Raw genomic sequence first — 15,666 nt, 5'->3', positions numbered from 1 at the left:
AATAAAAAATAAAAAAATTTTAAAAAACCCCTTGATTTTTTCTCACCACGTGATATAGTATATTCATACATTACATGTAGTATCGAAAACTACATGACGCGTCTATCAATAACGTTTTATGAAAGGAATGATTATTATGGCTCACTTTATTAAACATCCAAAAGATCCAGGAAGTGCAATTACCCATTTTATCGGCATGCTTATGGCTGCCTTCGCCGCATTTCCCTTACTCGTCAAAGCCTCTAAAGCCCCAGATAAAACAGGAGTCATTGCGCTTGGTATATTTGCCTTGAGCATGATACTTCTCTATACCGCAAGCACAGTATATCATACCTTTGATTTATCTGACAAGGTCAATAGAGCCCTGAAAAAATTTGATCATATGATGATCTTTATATTAATAGCCGGTACTTATACACCAATCTGCCTTGTTCCATTGAAAGGAAAAGTAGGAACTGCCCTCCTTATACTTATATGGGGAATGGCTATACTTGGAATTTTATTAAAAGCACTCTGGGTGTATTGCCCAAAATGGGTATCCTCCGTTATCTACATCGCAATGGGCTGGACCTGTGTACTTGCATTTGCACCTATTTTAAACACTCTGCCAAGAGAAGGTTTTAACTGGCTGCTGGCAGGCGGAATAATCTATACGGTAGGCGGTGTGATATATGCGCTGAAGCTTCCTATCTTTAACAGCCGTCATAAGAATTTCGGCTCCCACGAGATTTTTCATTTATTCTGTATCGGCGGTACTGTATGCCATTTTATACTAATGTATAAGTTCATAGCCGGGGGGAATTTTTAAATATTGACATTTTAGCTCATCTGTGGTAATATTGATAATAATTATTGTTATTGGAGGTGAGCTATGACAACTACAAAGTTTAGCCGACAAAGAGAATCTATAAAAGAATACTTGTCTACTACCAAAGATCATCCTACGGCTGATATGGTATATGACCATATCAAGAAGATATATCCGAATATCAGTTTAGGAACCGTATACCGCAATCTGAATTTTCTGGTTGAACAGGGATCTATCATAAAGGTATCCTATGGTAATGGCAGTGATCACTTTGATGGCAATGTCTTACCCCATTATCATTTTATCTGCAGAAACTGTTCCGCAATCGCGGATATTTCAATGCCTGCAGAGGCAGTTGAAGAATTTCTTCATTCTGCAGATGAGAACTTCGAAGGAACCATTGAAGCCAGCAGTACCTATTTCTATGGACTCTGTAAAAAATGTTCAGAAAATAAGCATTAAGCTTGTGATAACTTTAGCCCCTTATCTGATCAGGATAATGGGGCTTTTTATATATGAAGGAGCATTTATTGCATCTAAAATTCTGAACTGTTTTTCTTTTTCTATAAATAAAGGAATACAAAACTTTGCTGGGACGCTTAAATAACACCTGTGCTCCTAAATAGCTGTAGTCTGAGGTAACTGCTTATCACTCTGTTAACTCCTGCAGAAAACTGGACTTCTCGAGTGTTTCCCACTGTTTTTGAATTATACTTCGGTCTCCTCATGGAGAAAAATTAATTTTGAAATTCGCAAATAAAACGCACCTTTCGCAACAAATTTTTTTGCTACAAAAAGTACGTTTATATGAGCATATTGGAACTACACCTAAAGATCCAATCGTATACCCAAAGCAAATTTTTTTGTTAAGTCTCTTAATTCATATCATGGATGTCGTTACTTCGTGAGAGCCATGATATTGAATAGAGACTGGGATTTAGGTAGTTGGAAGTCCTAAAGTATAACCATATATCAACCTTATCCAAACCTTTCAAATACTGAACATATTCCTCAGATGTCATACCGTAAGCTCACTTGAAATAGCTCACAGAAAACAGAGGTATTTCCAATATTTAAGAAACCTTGAAAACACCTCCAAATTTATATTGTAAGATATTTTATAAATCTGTTTATCATTATCTCTTATATAGATTTCCATTATTGCATAACATGTAATAATGAGGAACAAAATATTACAATTTAATTGTATACATCTTTGTGGCATTTTGTATACACCTCTTCGGAATACAGGTTATCCCCCTTAGTTGTAAAGCATTCATAGCAAATTTTTTAGAATTTCATTTAAAACTTGTCAGACACTTTGCTACATTTCTGAAAACCAATTTCGATTATACACCTTGAAATCCGATGTATACCCAATGCAGTTTTTAGCTAAGTCTCTTAATTCATGTCAGGGATAACGTCACTTCGTGAGAGTCATGATATTAAATTAAGAGATAAGATTTAGATTGTTGGAAGTCCTAAATTATAACCATAATTAAAGAATATCTATTCAAAATCAAATTTGGGCTAAATGCCCTTCCAAATATTCTATATCCATATACTTGAAAGGAAATCTTTCTGAAGAATTCAATTTGCTATCATCAACAGTAACTTTGTTATCTTTTCTTTCCAATATAGGCTTATCATTATTTGAAAATAAAATACAATCACAATCTAAAACTTTCATGAGATCCCCTATTACTTCCATCATTATTTTTTCAGATGAATAATTTTCTAAATAGTGAATTTCAAACCATAATAGGTATTCCAGTTGCATGTTATAATCTTCACTAGTAAATAAAATACCTTTTGCATTATCACTCGCATTTAAATTAAACCAAACACAATCAATTTCAAATTCATGATTGCTATCTTCTGCTAATACCATATCATTATTAGCAATATTATTAATAATATTTTTTATGATATCCTTTAGACTGTTAAAATCTTTTTGCTTCCCTAGATAAAATGTATAAAACATTATGACCTCCTTATTAGGGTATCCATCTTGTTATTTTTCCATTTTTTATTACCAAAAGTTCTTTTAAATTTTCAATATCCCACGATTTAAATTGTTTATATAATTCATCAATAGACCCCGTGTAATCATCTAAATTTAAAACAATTTTATCTGCTTGTTTTATAGTTTTTTGTTCTACAGTTGACCATATATTTCTTATATTCGAACCATCTGGTGAATAACAATCAAAAGCCTCTCCATTAATTAGAAAATCTGGATTTGATGTCGGCTTTTTTCCATAACCATTTCCCCCTTTTGTCTCTGGAAGCATCTCAATATCATATCCCTCACTAGCTAATAAATCAGCACTTTCATTTTGACGAATAATTGGTTGTCCGTCGGTACCTGGTCTATTTTTTTCATAATTACCCTTAGGTTTACTTCCTTTTTCAAGTATCGGTTCTGTTAATTTTGTCTTACTGCCACCCTTAATTACATCATCTGACCCTTTAACAGCCTTATCAACCTTATCCAAACCTTTCAAATACTGAGCATATTCCTCAGAGGTCATTCCGTAAGGTATATCATACTTCCCATTAGCAACATCATCCCAATACTTTTTGTATTTTACAGTATCATCAATCTCAATTCCGTTCTTAAGCAACGGTGTATTTTTAAGAAATGCTTTATCCGCAATGACTCCTGTAGTAGATCCTAAAAAAATCGCCAAAGCGACCGTCACAGTAGAAGGCACTCCTGCCTTATCACAAACGATTACGGTTGACCCTGACACCGCTTCAGCCAGTATATCTGCAGCAAAAATCTTGCCGAATGTCGCTCCCCCGCCTTTCGTGACTATCGCTCCATACGCTCCATATCCTAAGGTCGCCAGGCTTACTACCCCTGATACTACCTTAAAAGCTTGTTCATCACCCGTTAGATAATCTCCTGTTACAAGGGTTTTACCTGTTGCTGCCTCAATCATAGGAATTACGACAGTAATCTCGCTTAACGATTCTAATAGTTCTTTCCAGAAGGGGGCGTCCTTTTTATGGGTAAATTCTTTTAATACCAGGCTGTCCAGATACTCCTGTAAAGTCTTTTTACTTGGGTCTATTTTATCATTATTTACCAGATCTTCATAGTCTTTTGCAAATAAATCCGCAAAATCATCTACTTTCTGATAATTGGTGAGACTTTTATTCTTATTACGGCTGCCTATAAAATCCTCCAGATTAAGAGAGAGCATATCTCCCCCAACCTCATCATACCTTCCAGCACCCACATACAAACTAGTATGTTCCTGTAACCCAATGGTATTATCCGTCTTTGCATCTCTCATATCAATGGCAGCCATCCTATCGATGGCATTATTAAACCCTTTATAAAGTGGATTTTCCAGATATTCATCAATATCATATAAGACGTCGCTGGTATAGTTTAACAATGCACGTCTATGTTCCACGAACTCATCGATCCGCTGCCCTTGGGAAGAGAATCCTGCCCCCAGGGATTGGGAGTCCAGTTCGCCTTCGATATCCTTGCACAGATCATCCAGATCTACGAAATCAAAGAGGAGGTTAGTGGAATAACCCATGGTAATATTTGCTCTCTCCAGCCAGGTGTATTTGTCTATTATTTCTCTTCCCAGTTGTCTTACCATTTCACCACCCCCCGCTGCAATGCCAATAAATTTGTATTATCCATCTGGCAGATACTAAATTTATTATCATACATTTTAACTAACTCCCCAGCCAGGATTTCCTTCTTTTCGGTCCTTTTCATTATCCTAAACACCATATCACAGCCTGTTTTTAAATTGTTATAGAGTTCTTCCTCCTTGAGAATCTTCTTATTTAGATATTTGAGTAATTTACTGTATTCCTCTCTTTTTCGTTCATTGTCCGATATATGAAAAAAATCACCAACCGAATCCCAGTAATACATCTCATACCTCCTTCCTATTTAGTTATTATCCACTCTATTTCATTTTACTTTGTCTAAGCATATACTGTCTTATTGTAAATTCTGAAAAAAGCTGCAGTAGGAAAGGATTTTTATCGTTGCCATCCCCTTCCTGCTGCAGCCTCTTTACAACTTAATTCTTATAATTTTAGTCTGTCAGCGATTGCCTTATCTGTCTCCTCCAACGTAGTTGCAGTTTCCGTTAACTGCGTTTGAACTCCAGTAAGTATCTGAGGCATCGTTTTGTCCAGAACCGGCCATAAGTCGTAAGTAAATCCGCTGATAAATGCAGATTGAGCAGCACCTTCCCAATTCGCTGCAATTTCATTGATTTTTGCATTCAATGCATTTGCATCTGCTGTCATTGCATCCTGTTTCTGTTTGATAAAATTCGCTGCTTCTCTTAGTTCTTCCGGTGTAATTCTAATGGTTCCTGCCATTTTTTATCCCCTTTCAATTTGTATGATTTTATTTAATGCTCCTTATTTTTAGGAGAATTAATATCTCATTCTCATCAATCTAAGCCACGATATTTGTTATCTATGTTTTATATACCATAACTTTGTTTAAGTTTTTATTTCATTTATGTTTTTTACTGACAGAAACAATATGACATTTATTTTTGTTTTTAGTAACTTTTTTGAGGATTCTAAAATATATATATACCTAGATGATTCATCTAGCTTCAAATAAGGCTGGAGTAACAGTAACAATGAACATTAACGGTTTTGTGGAAATTTTACATCTCACAGGGATATTGCGTCCTTTTTTAGGTTAGTTGATAGGGAAAATATCTATAAAATCGTTAAAAGTAACTTTTGGTGATGAAACCTATTGTTTTTTTATCGCCATGAATATTTCAGGATTAATGATAATTTTTTATAAAAAAGGGTTGACTTCTATAAGATATTATAATAACATAATAACAGTAATTGTTACTATATTAATAAATATCAAAGGAGATTAATACAATGAAGAAATTTGTCTGTCAGGTTTGTGGTTATGTTCATGAAGGAGATTCAGCACCGGAGCAATGTCCAGTATGTAAGGCACCTTCTGCTAAATTTACAGAGCAGAGCGGAGATATGACTTGGGCTGCTGAGCACGTTGTTGGCGTAGCACAGGGTGTAAGCGAAGATATCTTAAAAGATTTAAGAGCTAATTTCACAGGTGAATGTACCGAAGTAGGTATGTACTTAGCAATGGCCAGAGTAGCACATAGAGAAGGATATCCTGAAATCGGTTTATATTATGAAAAGGCTGCTTTTGAAGAAGCTGAACATGCTGCAAAATTTGCAGAGCTTTTAGGTGAAGTTATTACTCCCAGCACCAAGAAAAATCTTGAGCTCAGAGTAGATGCTGAGAACGGCGCTACTGCTGGAAAGACTGACCTTGCAAAACGTGCAAAGGCTGCTAACCTTGACGCTATTCATGACACTGTTCATGAAATGGCAAGAGACGAAGCAAGACATGGCAAGGCATTTCAGGGATTACTTAACAGATATTTTGGTTAATTCATAGATTTAATTTTGCTTACATCTAAAGTGTATCTAACCCCTCATTATATACACTTTCCCCCTTATATATTGTTCCCAAAAAAGAGATAGGTTCCCTCCCAAGGAGCCTATCTTCTTTTTACGTTGAAATGGTGCTGATACTCAATTATAAAATCTCAAGGGAAATCCGTGGGAAATAACAGCGGTTTTATAAGCCAATACGAGGTACTCAAGGGAAATTTCCCTTGAGAATGGCTAGAAGCGTTGATTTTACTGTACTTAAAAGAGTTTGGCTTTTTTAGGTTTGATTTTCATTATCATAGTAGTTTTCCCCATAAATCATATTTGAAAACTTAAAACTATCAATAAATTTTTCAAGACACTCATCGCATAACTCAAATTTCAGATTGAAAGTATCTAATACACTTCCATAACCTGGCTCCCCTGCGTCTACTGTATGCCATTGATTTATTTTTATTAAATAGTCAAAGCCTTTTTGCTCTTCATAATCTATTGAACTTGGCAGAATTTCCTCTTTACCGCACTTATAACATTTATGTAAAACATCAGTAATTATTACTTCTTTTTCTTCTTTAATCCAGCCCTTTAGATTACAATTTTTTTCAAAATCATTTAATGTTGATAATACAGCTATGTTAATATCTTTAATATTATCTATAAATCTCACTATCTTTGATAAAACCAACTCTTTGAATTCTGAATATTTCTCACAATTAATTTTCTCAAAGTATTCCTCTCTTGTATCCATAGCAGCCTTTTTATGTAATAATTTTTCGCTTAAAATAACAGCAAAGACAGGTATCCCTTTAGAAATTGCATATTCATATTCTAATTGAGTATAACTTTTTTGTGATACAGGTTCTATACTACCATACCTTCCGCCCAAAATTAACATATACACATCTGATTCATCAATCCATTTCTTAACCACTTCTAATTGTGAATTATTTCCCGCTCTGAACAATTCCATTCCAGCTGGAATATGACCTGCATCTAGGATAGCTTGTACTGCACTTTGTCTTTCTTCTTGTAAATCAACATATGTAGATGATATAAAAACTTGTAATTTTTTATTCATATTATCTCCTAAGTATTCTGTAAAATCTATCAATCAAATATAAGAAATTTATACGGTTCCACTTCTAGAATTCTAGCAATTCTAAAGAGCGTGTCAAGAGATATGGATTTGTAAATGTTTGGTGCCTCTATTTGACCTATAAACGAGGTTGCAACTTCCATTTTAGCTGCCATCTGTTCTTGAGTATAACCTTTACGTTTTCTATAATAAGAAACTTTCAGTCCTATATTTATATAATATTCCCTAAACTCTTATTATTTGAAGATTACTGGGCTATTGATGAAGAGCAGGATTTAATTACAGATATTAAATATTCAGATTATGAAGAAAACTTAAGTAGTTCTGAGAAAGTTCTGTTATCAATTTGGCGCCATCAGTATTATGATGCAATTCCGACTAAAGAATTTTTATTGTGCAGTATTAATGAAGATGTTATTTATAAAATTTACAAAATATTAGATAAGGTTAAGTTTTATCATATGTATCAAATGGCTCATTTATAATAAATATCTCAATTAACTTCCGTACAATTTTAAATATTTTTAAAGTGTTAAAGTGAGATACCTTCTAAAAAGTCGTTTACAATTAGTAGGCGACTTTTTTAGCATATTATGGTATAATAAGGTAATTACTTAGAGGGGGATAGAAATATGGCACAAGGAATTATTGGTGGAGCAACATCATATGAAGAACAATCTTTATTGGATATTTTGGGTGATATAAATGGCTGGATAGATTATACTTCTGATAGAAAAGCTTTTATATTGACCCAAAGAGAGAAGCTAGATATTAGCCTATTTTGGGACAAAATACCTTTTGATTTTCAGATGACTATACTTACAACAATATCTTATTTTGACACAATTTTATATGATTTAAACATAGTGAAAAAATCCATTGAGAATAATTGCATAACTGAAAAAGAAGTTATATTACTTAGAAATATTGGAAGAAAATCCAGAGAATATAATCGTGAATATGGTAAGACTTATAAAGATGAGCATTTATGGAAAGATTATGGAAATCCAGATTTTCAGGTCGCAGAAAAAATTTACTCCGAAGGTAGAGATTATTTTGTTACACTGCAAGACGCTGGTAATGCAGCATCTAGATTGGAGAATTATATGGAAAAGGGAAATTTTATTAACAATACTTTGAGTTTTTCTGCTCCTATTACAGGCTCACAGATACAACAAGGCACTATAAATTCAAGCCAAACAATGACAGTTGAAAATAATTTTGATTATGATAAAGTAATGGATGTATTAAACAAAATTCAAAGAGCAGCAAACTCTACTGGTTTCCAAGAGGAATTTGCAGGAAAAGCAGAACAGGTTAAAGAGATTGTATCTGATACAATTCAAATGGTCCAAAAAAAGGAAGAACCAATGAAGATAAAGAAAGCATTGAGCCTTCTAAAGGATATAGCTATTGGTGTTGGTGAAAATATTATAGCTACTGGAATCTGTACTATGATAGCTCAATTACCTATTTGGTAGGAGGAAGTGGATTATGGCTATTGTTATAGATTTACAAGAAGAGGCTTTAAAAAGTGATGCTGATATACTATCACTTTTAAGAAAATCAAGTCTTATTGCTAGAAAATTAGATTTAAAGGATTTTCAAGAATGGTTAAATAATGAATTAAATGGATATAGAAATGGTAGTAATATCCCAGATTATAGAGAAATTAGAGGCGAATTGAAGGCTTGGAATCCTTATCATGGATGGATTCCAGTTGTTGCTCCTAATAATGAATTGGAAACAATGTTTAATACAAGAAGAATACCGGATTCAATACCAAGTCTTAATAGCTTGTTATCAGAGGGACATTCACAATTATCAATTTCTATTCCTGCGGAAATGACTGCATATTTCAATAAATTGACTGATTTTGAAACTGTATATTCACTTATGATTTCAAAAAATTCACTTAGCAATATAATAGAGCAAGTAAAAAATAAAATACTTGATTGGGCTATTACTCTTGAAGAAAATGGAATTCTTGGCGAAGAGCTACAATTTACCACTGAAGAAAAAAACAAAGCTCAAAGCGAATCTCAAATTGTGAATTATATAAGTAATTTTTACGGGGAAGTATTTGATTCACAAATACAGCAGGGTACAACAAATTCAAATCAAAAAGCAAAGAGAAATCCTTTTAAATCAAGGTAAAAAAACCAGAAAAACTCAAGGGAAATACGCGGGAAATGAGACCTCTGACCGTTCAATCCCTTGAAATCCCAACATAATAAATTAGAGTCCCTGGTTGAAGCCAGACATGGTAAGGCATTTGCCGGTTTACTTGAAAGATATTTCGGAAAGTAAGAAGTACTCCTTTTCATTATACGTGACCTTATTCAATAATAATTTAACTAATGCTAAATTAAATACATACACGAAAAGAGGAAGCTCCCCCTGGACCTTCCTCTTTTCGTGTATACAGCATTTTACCGTCTATCCTCTTGAAGTATTTTATCTGCAGGATACTGTCATAAGGCTCTGTTAAAATACGAAAGCAAGAGAGTATAAAACCAATTATAACCTCTTTCCAAATTAGTAGTTTCTACAAGCATACAGAAAAGGGCTGATTCATCTTCGCAGAAAAATCAGCCTTTAAGCTTACTTTAAATATTCCAGATTCTTAGCAATAAAATCACATCTCTGCTTCACACAGTCCACGGAACGAAGAGGATCAACAGGAGTATTAAAAGTATAATCCAATAGCTTGTCAATAGTTGTTGCCGCTACATGAAGCCTTGTATCGGAAGAAGCGTAATAGATATATACTTCTCCGTTATCTTTTGCAATGGCACCGTTTGTAAAAGCTACATTGGATACATCACCGACTCTTTCTTCACCTAAAGGAGCTATGAAGAAACCGGAGGGTTCTGCTATCACTTTCGCAGGATCTTTTAAATCCGTTGCAAAAACGTAGATAACATAACGAAGTCCCGCTGCTGTATTACGTACGCCGTGTGCGATATGAAGCCAGCCTTTTTCTGTCTTAATAGGAACTGCACCTGCACCGTTTTTTGCTTCTGTTATGGTATGGTACTTTCTCTCACTTGTAATGATTTCTTCATCGATTACCGCATTGGTAATATCATCACAGTAGCCGAAGCCAATACCGCCGCCGGAACCTGTATTAATAAAATCATCCATAGGTCTGGTATAGAAAGCATATTTTCCATTAATGAATTCAGGATGAAGTACTACATTTCTCTGCTGAGGAGATCTTAAGGTCTTTAAATTGGGAAGTCTCTCCCAGGTCTTTAAATCCTTGGTTCTTACAATTCCGGCTTCTGCTTTGGCAGCGGAAAGATCAGAACTTGTAGTGTCCTTGCTTTCAGAGCAGAATACACCGTAAATATAACCGTCTTCATGTTTGGTAAGCCTCATGTCATAGACATTGGTCTCTTCCTTGCAGGTATCAGGAAGAAGGATAGGATAATCCCAGAATTTAAAGCCTTCTGTAGGACTGTCGCTTTCTGCTACACCAAAGAAGGATTTTCTGTCATTTCCTTCAATTCTGGCAACCAGATAATATTTTCCGTTTAATTCAATCGCTCCGGAATTAAATACCGCATTTACACCAAGACGTTCCATAAAATATGGATTCGTCTCCTCGTTTAAATCGTATTTCCAGAACAGGGGAATATGCTCATTGGTAAGCACGGGATTAACATATCTGTCATAGATACCGTTAAAGATAGGGCTTACTTCATTACTCTTATTAACTAACTTATTGTATTTCTCTAACTGTACGTAATAATTGGGATGCATTTTCTGCCTTCCTTTCGATTGTTTCTTTTGCATTCAACTTTTCAATGTATTTTTACCATAAAGTCTTTTTATATTATTTCTTTTTAAGCATGATTTCATTATTACATCGAACACATTTTTACTTAATACTTCCTAAACACGATTTCTTCTTTATATTATTTCTTCTTAAATATGATTCTTTTTTACATTACTTCTTCTTAAACTTGATTTCTTCTTTTACGTTACTGCTTCTTAAACTTGATTTAAAAAATATTTCTTTTTATTATTTTTCTTCCTATCAATGGTCGCTTCTTACCAGTCAATGCCTCTCTTAATAACTTCAAAGCACATTCTTCCGTTGTGATAAGGGCATTTCCAAGGTCCGACGATTTCCTTCCTGCTAACAGGATGTCCATCTTTATCAAGGTCATAGAACCATTCAGAGCCTTCTCTCTTATCGATAATATACTCTTTGATGAAATTCCAGATAGTCTTTCCAGCACTTAAGTAATCTTCTCTTTCAGGTGTAAGCTGATAGCCGTTGATAAAGCCAAGGAGTGCCTCTGCCTGTACCCACCAGATCTTGGTTGTATCTATCTCACCTTTAAAATCCTCATTATTCAAAGAGAAACCGTCATATCCTACCTCTAATATGTGCTGTCTTAAGGCTTCGGTTACAGCAAACATTTTCTTTGTATACGCTTCATCTCCAAGAACTTCACAGCCTCTGTCAATCAGCCAGGAAGCTTCTATATCATGTCCATAAGAGTTAAGATCCGAAATAGACTTCATGTTCTCATCAAAGAATACCTCTAAAATCCTGCTCTCTTTATTGTAAAGCGCATCCGCAAACTGATCCATCATCCATTTTAAATCCTCACCTACCTGGGGATTTTTATCCACACGGTAAAGTTCTGTATATGCTTCAAATACATGAAGCAGGGTATTCATAGTCTTGCTGGCTAACAGTCCGTTCTCAGATAATTTCTCATTATCTACAGGCTGGAAGGTTCTGTCGAAGGCTTCCAGATATCCAACAGAGTCCTTGCATTTGTTTTCAATAAGTTTGTATAAGTCATACGCGATGCTAAGAGCCTCTTTGTCACCAGTGGCTCCATAGTAAGAAGACAGGGCATAGATAGCAAAAGCCTGATTATAGGTATGCTTTATGGAATCCTCTGGCTTGCCGTCATAGGTAAGTGACCAGTATACACCGCCGTATTCCTTGTCCAGGCAATGGTCTTTCAGAAATTCATATGCATGTTTTGCATGCTCTAAGCACTCTTTATCTCCTATTGTGGTATATGCATTAGTGAAAAACCATAATATTCTGCTGTTTAATATTACACCTTTTATTGCTTCTTTGTGCAAATTTAAGTCAAAATCGTAAAATCCGTAATAGCCCCCGAATTTTTCATCCTTAAAACTCTTCCAGAAGGGAATTATCTGCTGTGTTAGATTCTCTTTAACTTCATTAATAAACACTGTATCTTCACGTCCTTTCAAATTTTTACCTTCGCTTTCATGGTTATTATAACATAGTTTTGAGCAAATACAAGAAGTTAGTTCACTTTTATTGCATATTTATATGTGATTTTATAGTGCATATTTAGTGCATTTTATTTTTCTTTATCTGGTTCTCAGGGATTAAAGATAGTATATCCTAATCTAAAAAGAAAAAATTACTTAACTTATTATCTTCTTAAAATTATCTTTTTTCTTAAATTCGCTATATGTTACGGCTCCGGTAAGTTATGGAGAGAGGAGGAGAGCCGCTCTGGATTATGTTATCTTGTAATCCCTTAAAATAATCCCTTACTACTTAATCTCCTTTGTAACAGACAGTCTATATTCGAACTGTTTAATACAAGAAGTATATCCTTAATTAAGTAGTAAGGGATCATATTTACTTATTATGTAATTAGTAGTAATCTTAATTAATCTCAAAGAGCTTAACAAAGCTTTCGTTATTTTAAATACTTGCTTCTGTTTTTATCAGTATTCTTATTAGGAGTCTTTAGCTCTTCTTTTTTAGGCATATATTTTTTAATATAGCTGTCAAACTCTTTTTTTGTAATCTTTACTTCTTTACCATCTTTATATGTATAGTATTTTTTGTTTTTGCTGGTAAGGCTGATTATGGATGAATACTCACCGGTCTTTTTATCGTATTTATAAATACTGTAGCTACTTTCTCCATTCCAGGAGTAATAGTTCATTACATTATTTGTCTTCTCGGAATAATACATAGTGCTTAAAACCCAGGAATTGTAAATCCATCTAACCTCACCATCTTTGTAGGTAAAGATTTGAGGAGCATCACCGTTTATAATGAGTTCCGGAAGGTCATCTCCTGTTATATCCTTAACGCTGAAGGTTTCTGCGGAGAATCCTCCCTCCATGTCATCTGCATAGGGGTCCTTTACCAGGAGCTCTTCATAGGCTTTTAACGCCTTTTCCTTCGTATCAGCTGTTTTGGCTGTAACTGCCTGTGTACTGAAAAATAAACTGCAGCATAAAATACCGCTGACAATGATATAACTAAACTTCTTTCTCATAAATACCCATCTTTGTATTTTTTTCATTATATTATAAAATATCTCAGTTTACAATTATATACTTCATAATTCAACCAAATATGAGAAAATACAACAATAAGGCTGTTCCAAAAAGGAACAGCCTGTACATATTACATATTACTTTCTATTGGCAGGTTCGATATTAATGCTCTTGCCTTTAATCTTTGCATCCTTCATTACCTGGATTACATCAGAAGCATATTCTCTTGGTACTTCCACGAAGGTATATTTATCATACATATCGATGGAGCCGATTAATTTACCAGGCATTCCGGTTTCACCGGCAATAGCACCCAGGATATCTCCCGGTCTTGTGTTCTGCTTCTTTCCGATGTTGATAAAGAGCCTTACCATTCCGGCTTCTGCTCCGGTATCACCGTAATCTTCAAAAGCTGCTTTTTCTTCAATCTGCTCGTTCTCATCGCCCATGGACAGCTTAAGGAAAGCTGCTGCAATATCAAGAGCAGTACAATCCGCCGTATTAACTCTTTCTTCAATGATTTCCACCATTTTTGTCAAGTCCTCATCAGCGAGAATGTTCTGAATACGATCCAGGATCTTTTCAGCTTTTACTGCTGTTACGTCATTAATGGACGGTATGGGCTGTGCTAATATCTTAGTCTTGCAATATCTCTGGATATCTTTTAATTTGTATACTTCTTTACCTACTACTAAGGTAAAGGCCCTTCCGGTTCTTCCGGCTCTTCCGGTTCTTCCGATTCGGTGAACATAATATTCATCGTCCTGGGGCACATCAAAGTTAAATACCGCTTCTACATCGTCAACGTCTATACCTCTGGCTGCAACATCTGTAGCTACCAGAATTTCAGTTTTGCCGTTACGGAAGCTGTGCATAACCCTGTCACGCTGCTGCTGCTTCAAATCTCCGTGAAGACCTTCTGCAAAATATCCTCTTCCCTGAAGAACGGATACCAGTTCATCCACCTGTCGCTTTGTGTTACAGAAAACCAGGGATAACTTAGGATCATACATATCAAGAAGTCTGCATAATACTTCGTCTTTGTTCTTAGGTTTTACATCATAATAATACTGCTCAATCTTGGGAACTGTAAGTTCCTTCTTAACCACCTTGATAATCTGGGCATCCTTCTGATAAGTTCTTGCAATGTCCATAATAGGCTTTGGCATGGTAGCGGAGAAGAGTACTGTCTGTCTCTCTTCGGGAACATCCTTTAGGATGGTCTCGATATCCTCACGGAATCCCATGTTAAGCATTTCATCTGCTTCATCTAATACAATTAATTTTACTTCATCGAACTTAACGGTCTTTCTTCTCATGTGATCCATTACACGGCCAGGAGTACCGATTACGATCTGTGTTCCAGCCTTTAAGGAACGAATCTGCTTGGAAATTTCCTGTCCGCCGTATATAGGAAGTACTTTGATTCCATGCATGTATTTACCGAGATTTCTTATTTCTTCGGCTATCTGAATGGCAAGCTCTCTTGTGGGGCTTAATACCACTGCCTGTAAATGTTTATTCTTCATATCTATTGCCTCTAACAGAGGTATACCAAAGGCTGCTGTTTTACCAGTACCTGTCTGTGCCTGTCCTACAATGTCTTTTCCCTCCAGTATAACCGGTATTGCATTGGCCTGTATGGGAGAGGCTTCTTCAAAGCCCATATCTACGATAGCTTTTAATATCGGCTCGCTGAGCCCTAACTCTTCAAATCTAACTGTGTTCATAAATATACCCTTTCTATTCTTGAATTCTTTCAGTGTTTATCCTGCTGCGGCTGTATAATTTCATCAATCTGCTTATAATTAGTATCCCGCTCTTATCAGTCTTAATGTGCAGCCTTACATAATTTACTGCTAATCTTTACTGCACACAGACTTCCATTAAGTTATTAGAACCGCTGTATAAGTTATATTTCTCCATTTTCCGTGGCAATACTTTAACACTTAAAGTTTTGCCGGTCTTTTAATTTTTATAAAACTTCATTCCTTTATTATTGTTAGAAGTT

Annotated in this window: 15 protein-coding genes; 5 read left to right on the top strand and 10 right to left on the bottom strand. The window is 35.0% G+C overall.

What is annotated here, in order from left to right:
* The first annotated feature begins 136 nt into the window (after positions 1-136).
* A complete protein-coding gene (locus tag BR73_RS0103305; RefSeq protein ID WP_033164389.1) occupies positions 137-808 on the top strand; it encodes a hemolysin III family protein in 672 nt (223 codons plus the stop codon).
* Positions 809-871: 63 nt separating this feature from the next.
* Entirely contained in the window at positions 872-1,270 is a 399-nt protein-coding gene (locus BR73_RS0103300; RefSeq protein WP_033164388.1) for a transcriptional repressor, read from the top strand.
* 1,057 nt (positions 1,271-2,327) lie between these two features.
* Here the strand turns inward: BR73_RS0103300 and BR73_RS0103285 are convergent.
* The 4 genes from BR73_RS0103285 to BR73_RS0103270 all read right to left on the bottom strand — a co-directional run bounded on the left by BR73_RS0103285 (position 2,328) and on the right by BR73_RS0103270 (position 5,176).
* Positions 2,328-2,792 carry a hypothetical protein gene (locus BR73_RS0103285; protein ID WP_033164385.1) on the bottom strand — a complete coding sequence of 155 codons (465 nt, stop codon included), beginning with the start codon at positions 2,790-2,792 and terminating at the stop codon, positions 2,328-2,330.
* A 13-nt stretch (positions 2,793-2,805) separates the two neighbouring features.
* Positions 2,806-4,434 (bottom strand): hypothetical protein, encoded by a 1,629-nt coding sequence (locus BR73_RS28100; protein ID WP_081848520.1) that lies wholly within the window; start codon positions 4,432-4,434, stop codon positions 2,806-2,808.
* The gene (locus BR73_RS0103275) at positions 4,428-4,718 is read right to left on the bottom strand and encodes a hypothetical protein (RefSeq protein ID WP_033164384.1); all 291 of its coding nucleotides are present in this window, start codon (positions 4,716-4,718) and stop codon (positions 4,428-4,430) included. Before BR73_RS0103275 ends, BR73_RS28100 begins: the two co-directional genes overlap by 7 nt.
* Positions 4,719-4,876: 158 nt before the next feature.
* Entirely contained in the window at positions 4,877-5,176 is a 300-nt protein-coding gene (locus BR73_RS0103270; RefSeq protein WP_033164383.1) for a WXG100 family type VII secretion target, read from the bottom strand.
* A 531-nt stretch (positions 5,177-5,707) separates the two neighbouring features.
* Here BR73_RS0103270 and BR73_RS0103265 point away from each other — a divergent pair.
* Positions 5,708-6,250 carry an NADH peroxidase gene (locus BR73_RS0103265; RefSeq protein WP_033164382.1) on the top strand — a complete coding sequence of 181 codons (543 nt, stop codon included), beginning with the start codon at positions 5,708-5,710 and terminating at the stop codon, positions 6,248-6,250.
* A 280-nt stretch (positions 6,251-6,530) separates the two neighbouring features.
* On the opposite strand, the gene BR73_RS27060 is transcribed toward BR73_RS0103265, so the two are convergent.
* Positions 6,531-7,331 (bottom strand): DUF4062 domain-containing protein, encoded by an 801-nt coding sequence (locus BR73_RS27060; protein WP_051684929.1) that lies wholly within the window; start codon positions 7,329-7,331, stop codon positions 6,531-6,533.
* 29 nt (positions 7,332-7,360) lie between these two features.
* Complete coding sequence (locus BR73_RS29290) at positions 7,361-7,552, bottom strand: helix-turn-helix transcriptional regulator (protein WP_278248536.1); 192 nt, start codon at positions 7,550-7,552, stop codon at positions 7,361-7,363.
* 429 nt (positions 7,553-7,981) lie between these two features.
* On the opposite strand from BR73_RS29290, the gene BR73_RS0103245 reads away from it, so the two are divergent.
* The gene (locus BR73_RS0103245; RefSeq protein ID WP_033164379.1) at positions 7,982-8,830 is read left to right on the top strand and encodes a hypothetical protein; all 849 of its coding nucleotides are present in this window, start codon (positions 7,982-7,984) and stop codon (positions 8,828-8,830) included.
* Between the two features lie 13 nt (positions 8,831-8,843).
* On the top strand, positions 8,844-9,506 hold the full coding sequence (locus BR73_RS0103240; protein ID WP_051684928.1) for a hypothetical protein: 663 nt from the start codon (positions 8,844-8,846) through the stop codon (positions 9,504-9,506).
* Between the two features lie 447 nt (positions 9,507-9,953).
* Here BR73_RS0103240 and BR73_RS0103235 read toward each other — a convergent pair whose 3' ends face one another.
* The 4 genes from BR73_RS0103235 to BR73_RS0103220 form a co-directional block, all read right to left on the bottom strand.
* On the bottom strand, positions 9,954-11,117 hold the full coding sequence (locus tag BR73_RS0103235) for a glycosidase (protein WP_033164378.1): 1,164 nt from the start codon (positions 11,115-11,117) through the stop codon (positions 9,954-9,956).
* Positions 11,118-11,408: 291 nt separating this feature from the next.
* Positions 11,409-12,602 (bottom strand): AGE family epimerase/isomerase, encoded by a 1,194-nt coding sequence (locus tag BR73_RS0103230; protein ID WP_278248522.1) that lies wholly within the window; start codon positions 12,600-12,602, stop codon positions 11,409-11,411.
* A gap of 461 nt (positions 12,603-13,063) precedes the next feature.
* Positions 13,064-13,654 (bottom strand): hypothetical protein, encoded by a 591-nt coding sequence (locus BR73_RS0103225; RefSeq protein WP_033164377.1) that lies wholly within the window; start codon positions 13,652-13,654, stop codon positions 13,064-13,066.
* Between the two features lie 138 nt (positions 13,655-13,792).
* Positions 13,793-15,385: a DEAD/DEAH box helicase gene (locus BR73_RS0103220; protein WP_033164376.1), complete on the bottom strand. Its 1,593-nt coding sequence runs from the start codon at positions 15,383-15,385 to the stop codon at positions 13,793-13,795.
* Positions 15,386-15,666 lie beyond the last annotated feature (281 nt).

The sequence above is a fragment of the Clostridium sp. KNHs205 genome (assembly GCF_000702945.1).
In the GTDB taxonomy this organism is placed as follows: Bacteria; Bacillota; Clostridia; order Lachnospirales; family Lachnospiraceae; genus Anaerocolumna.
This window is presented reverse-complemented; position numbering and strand designations above follow the sequence as displayed.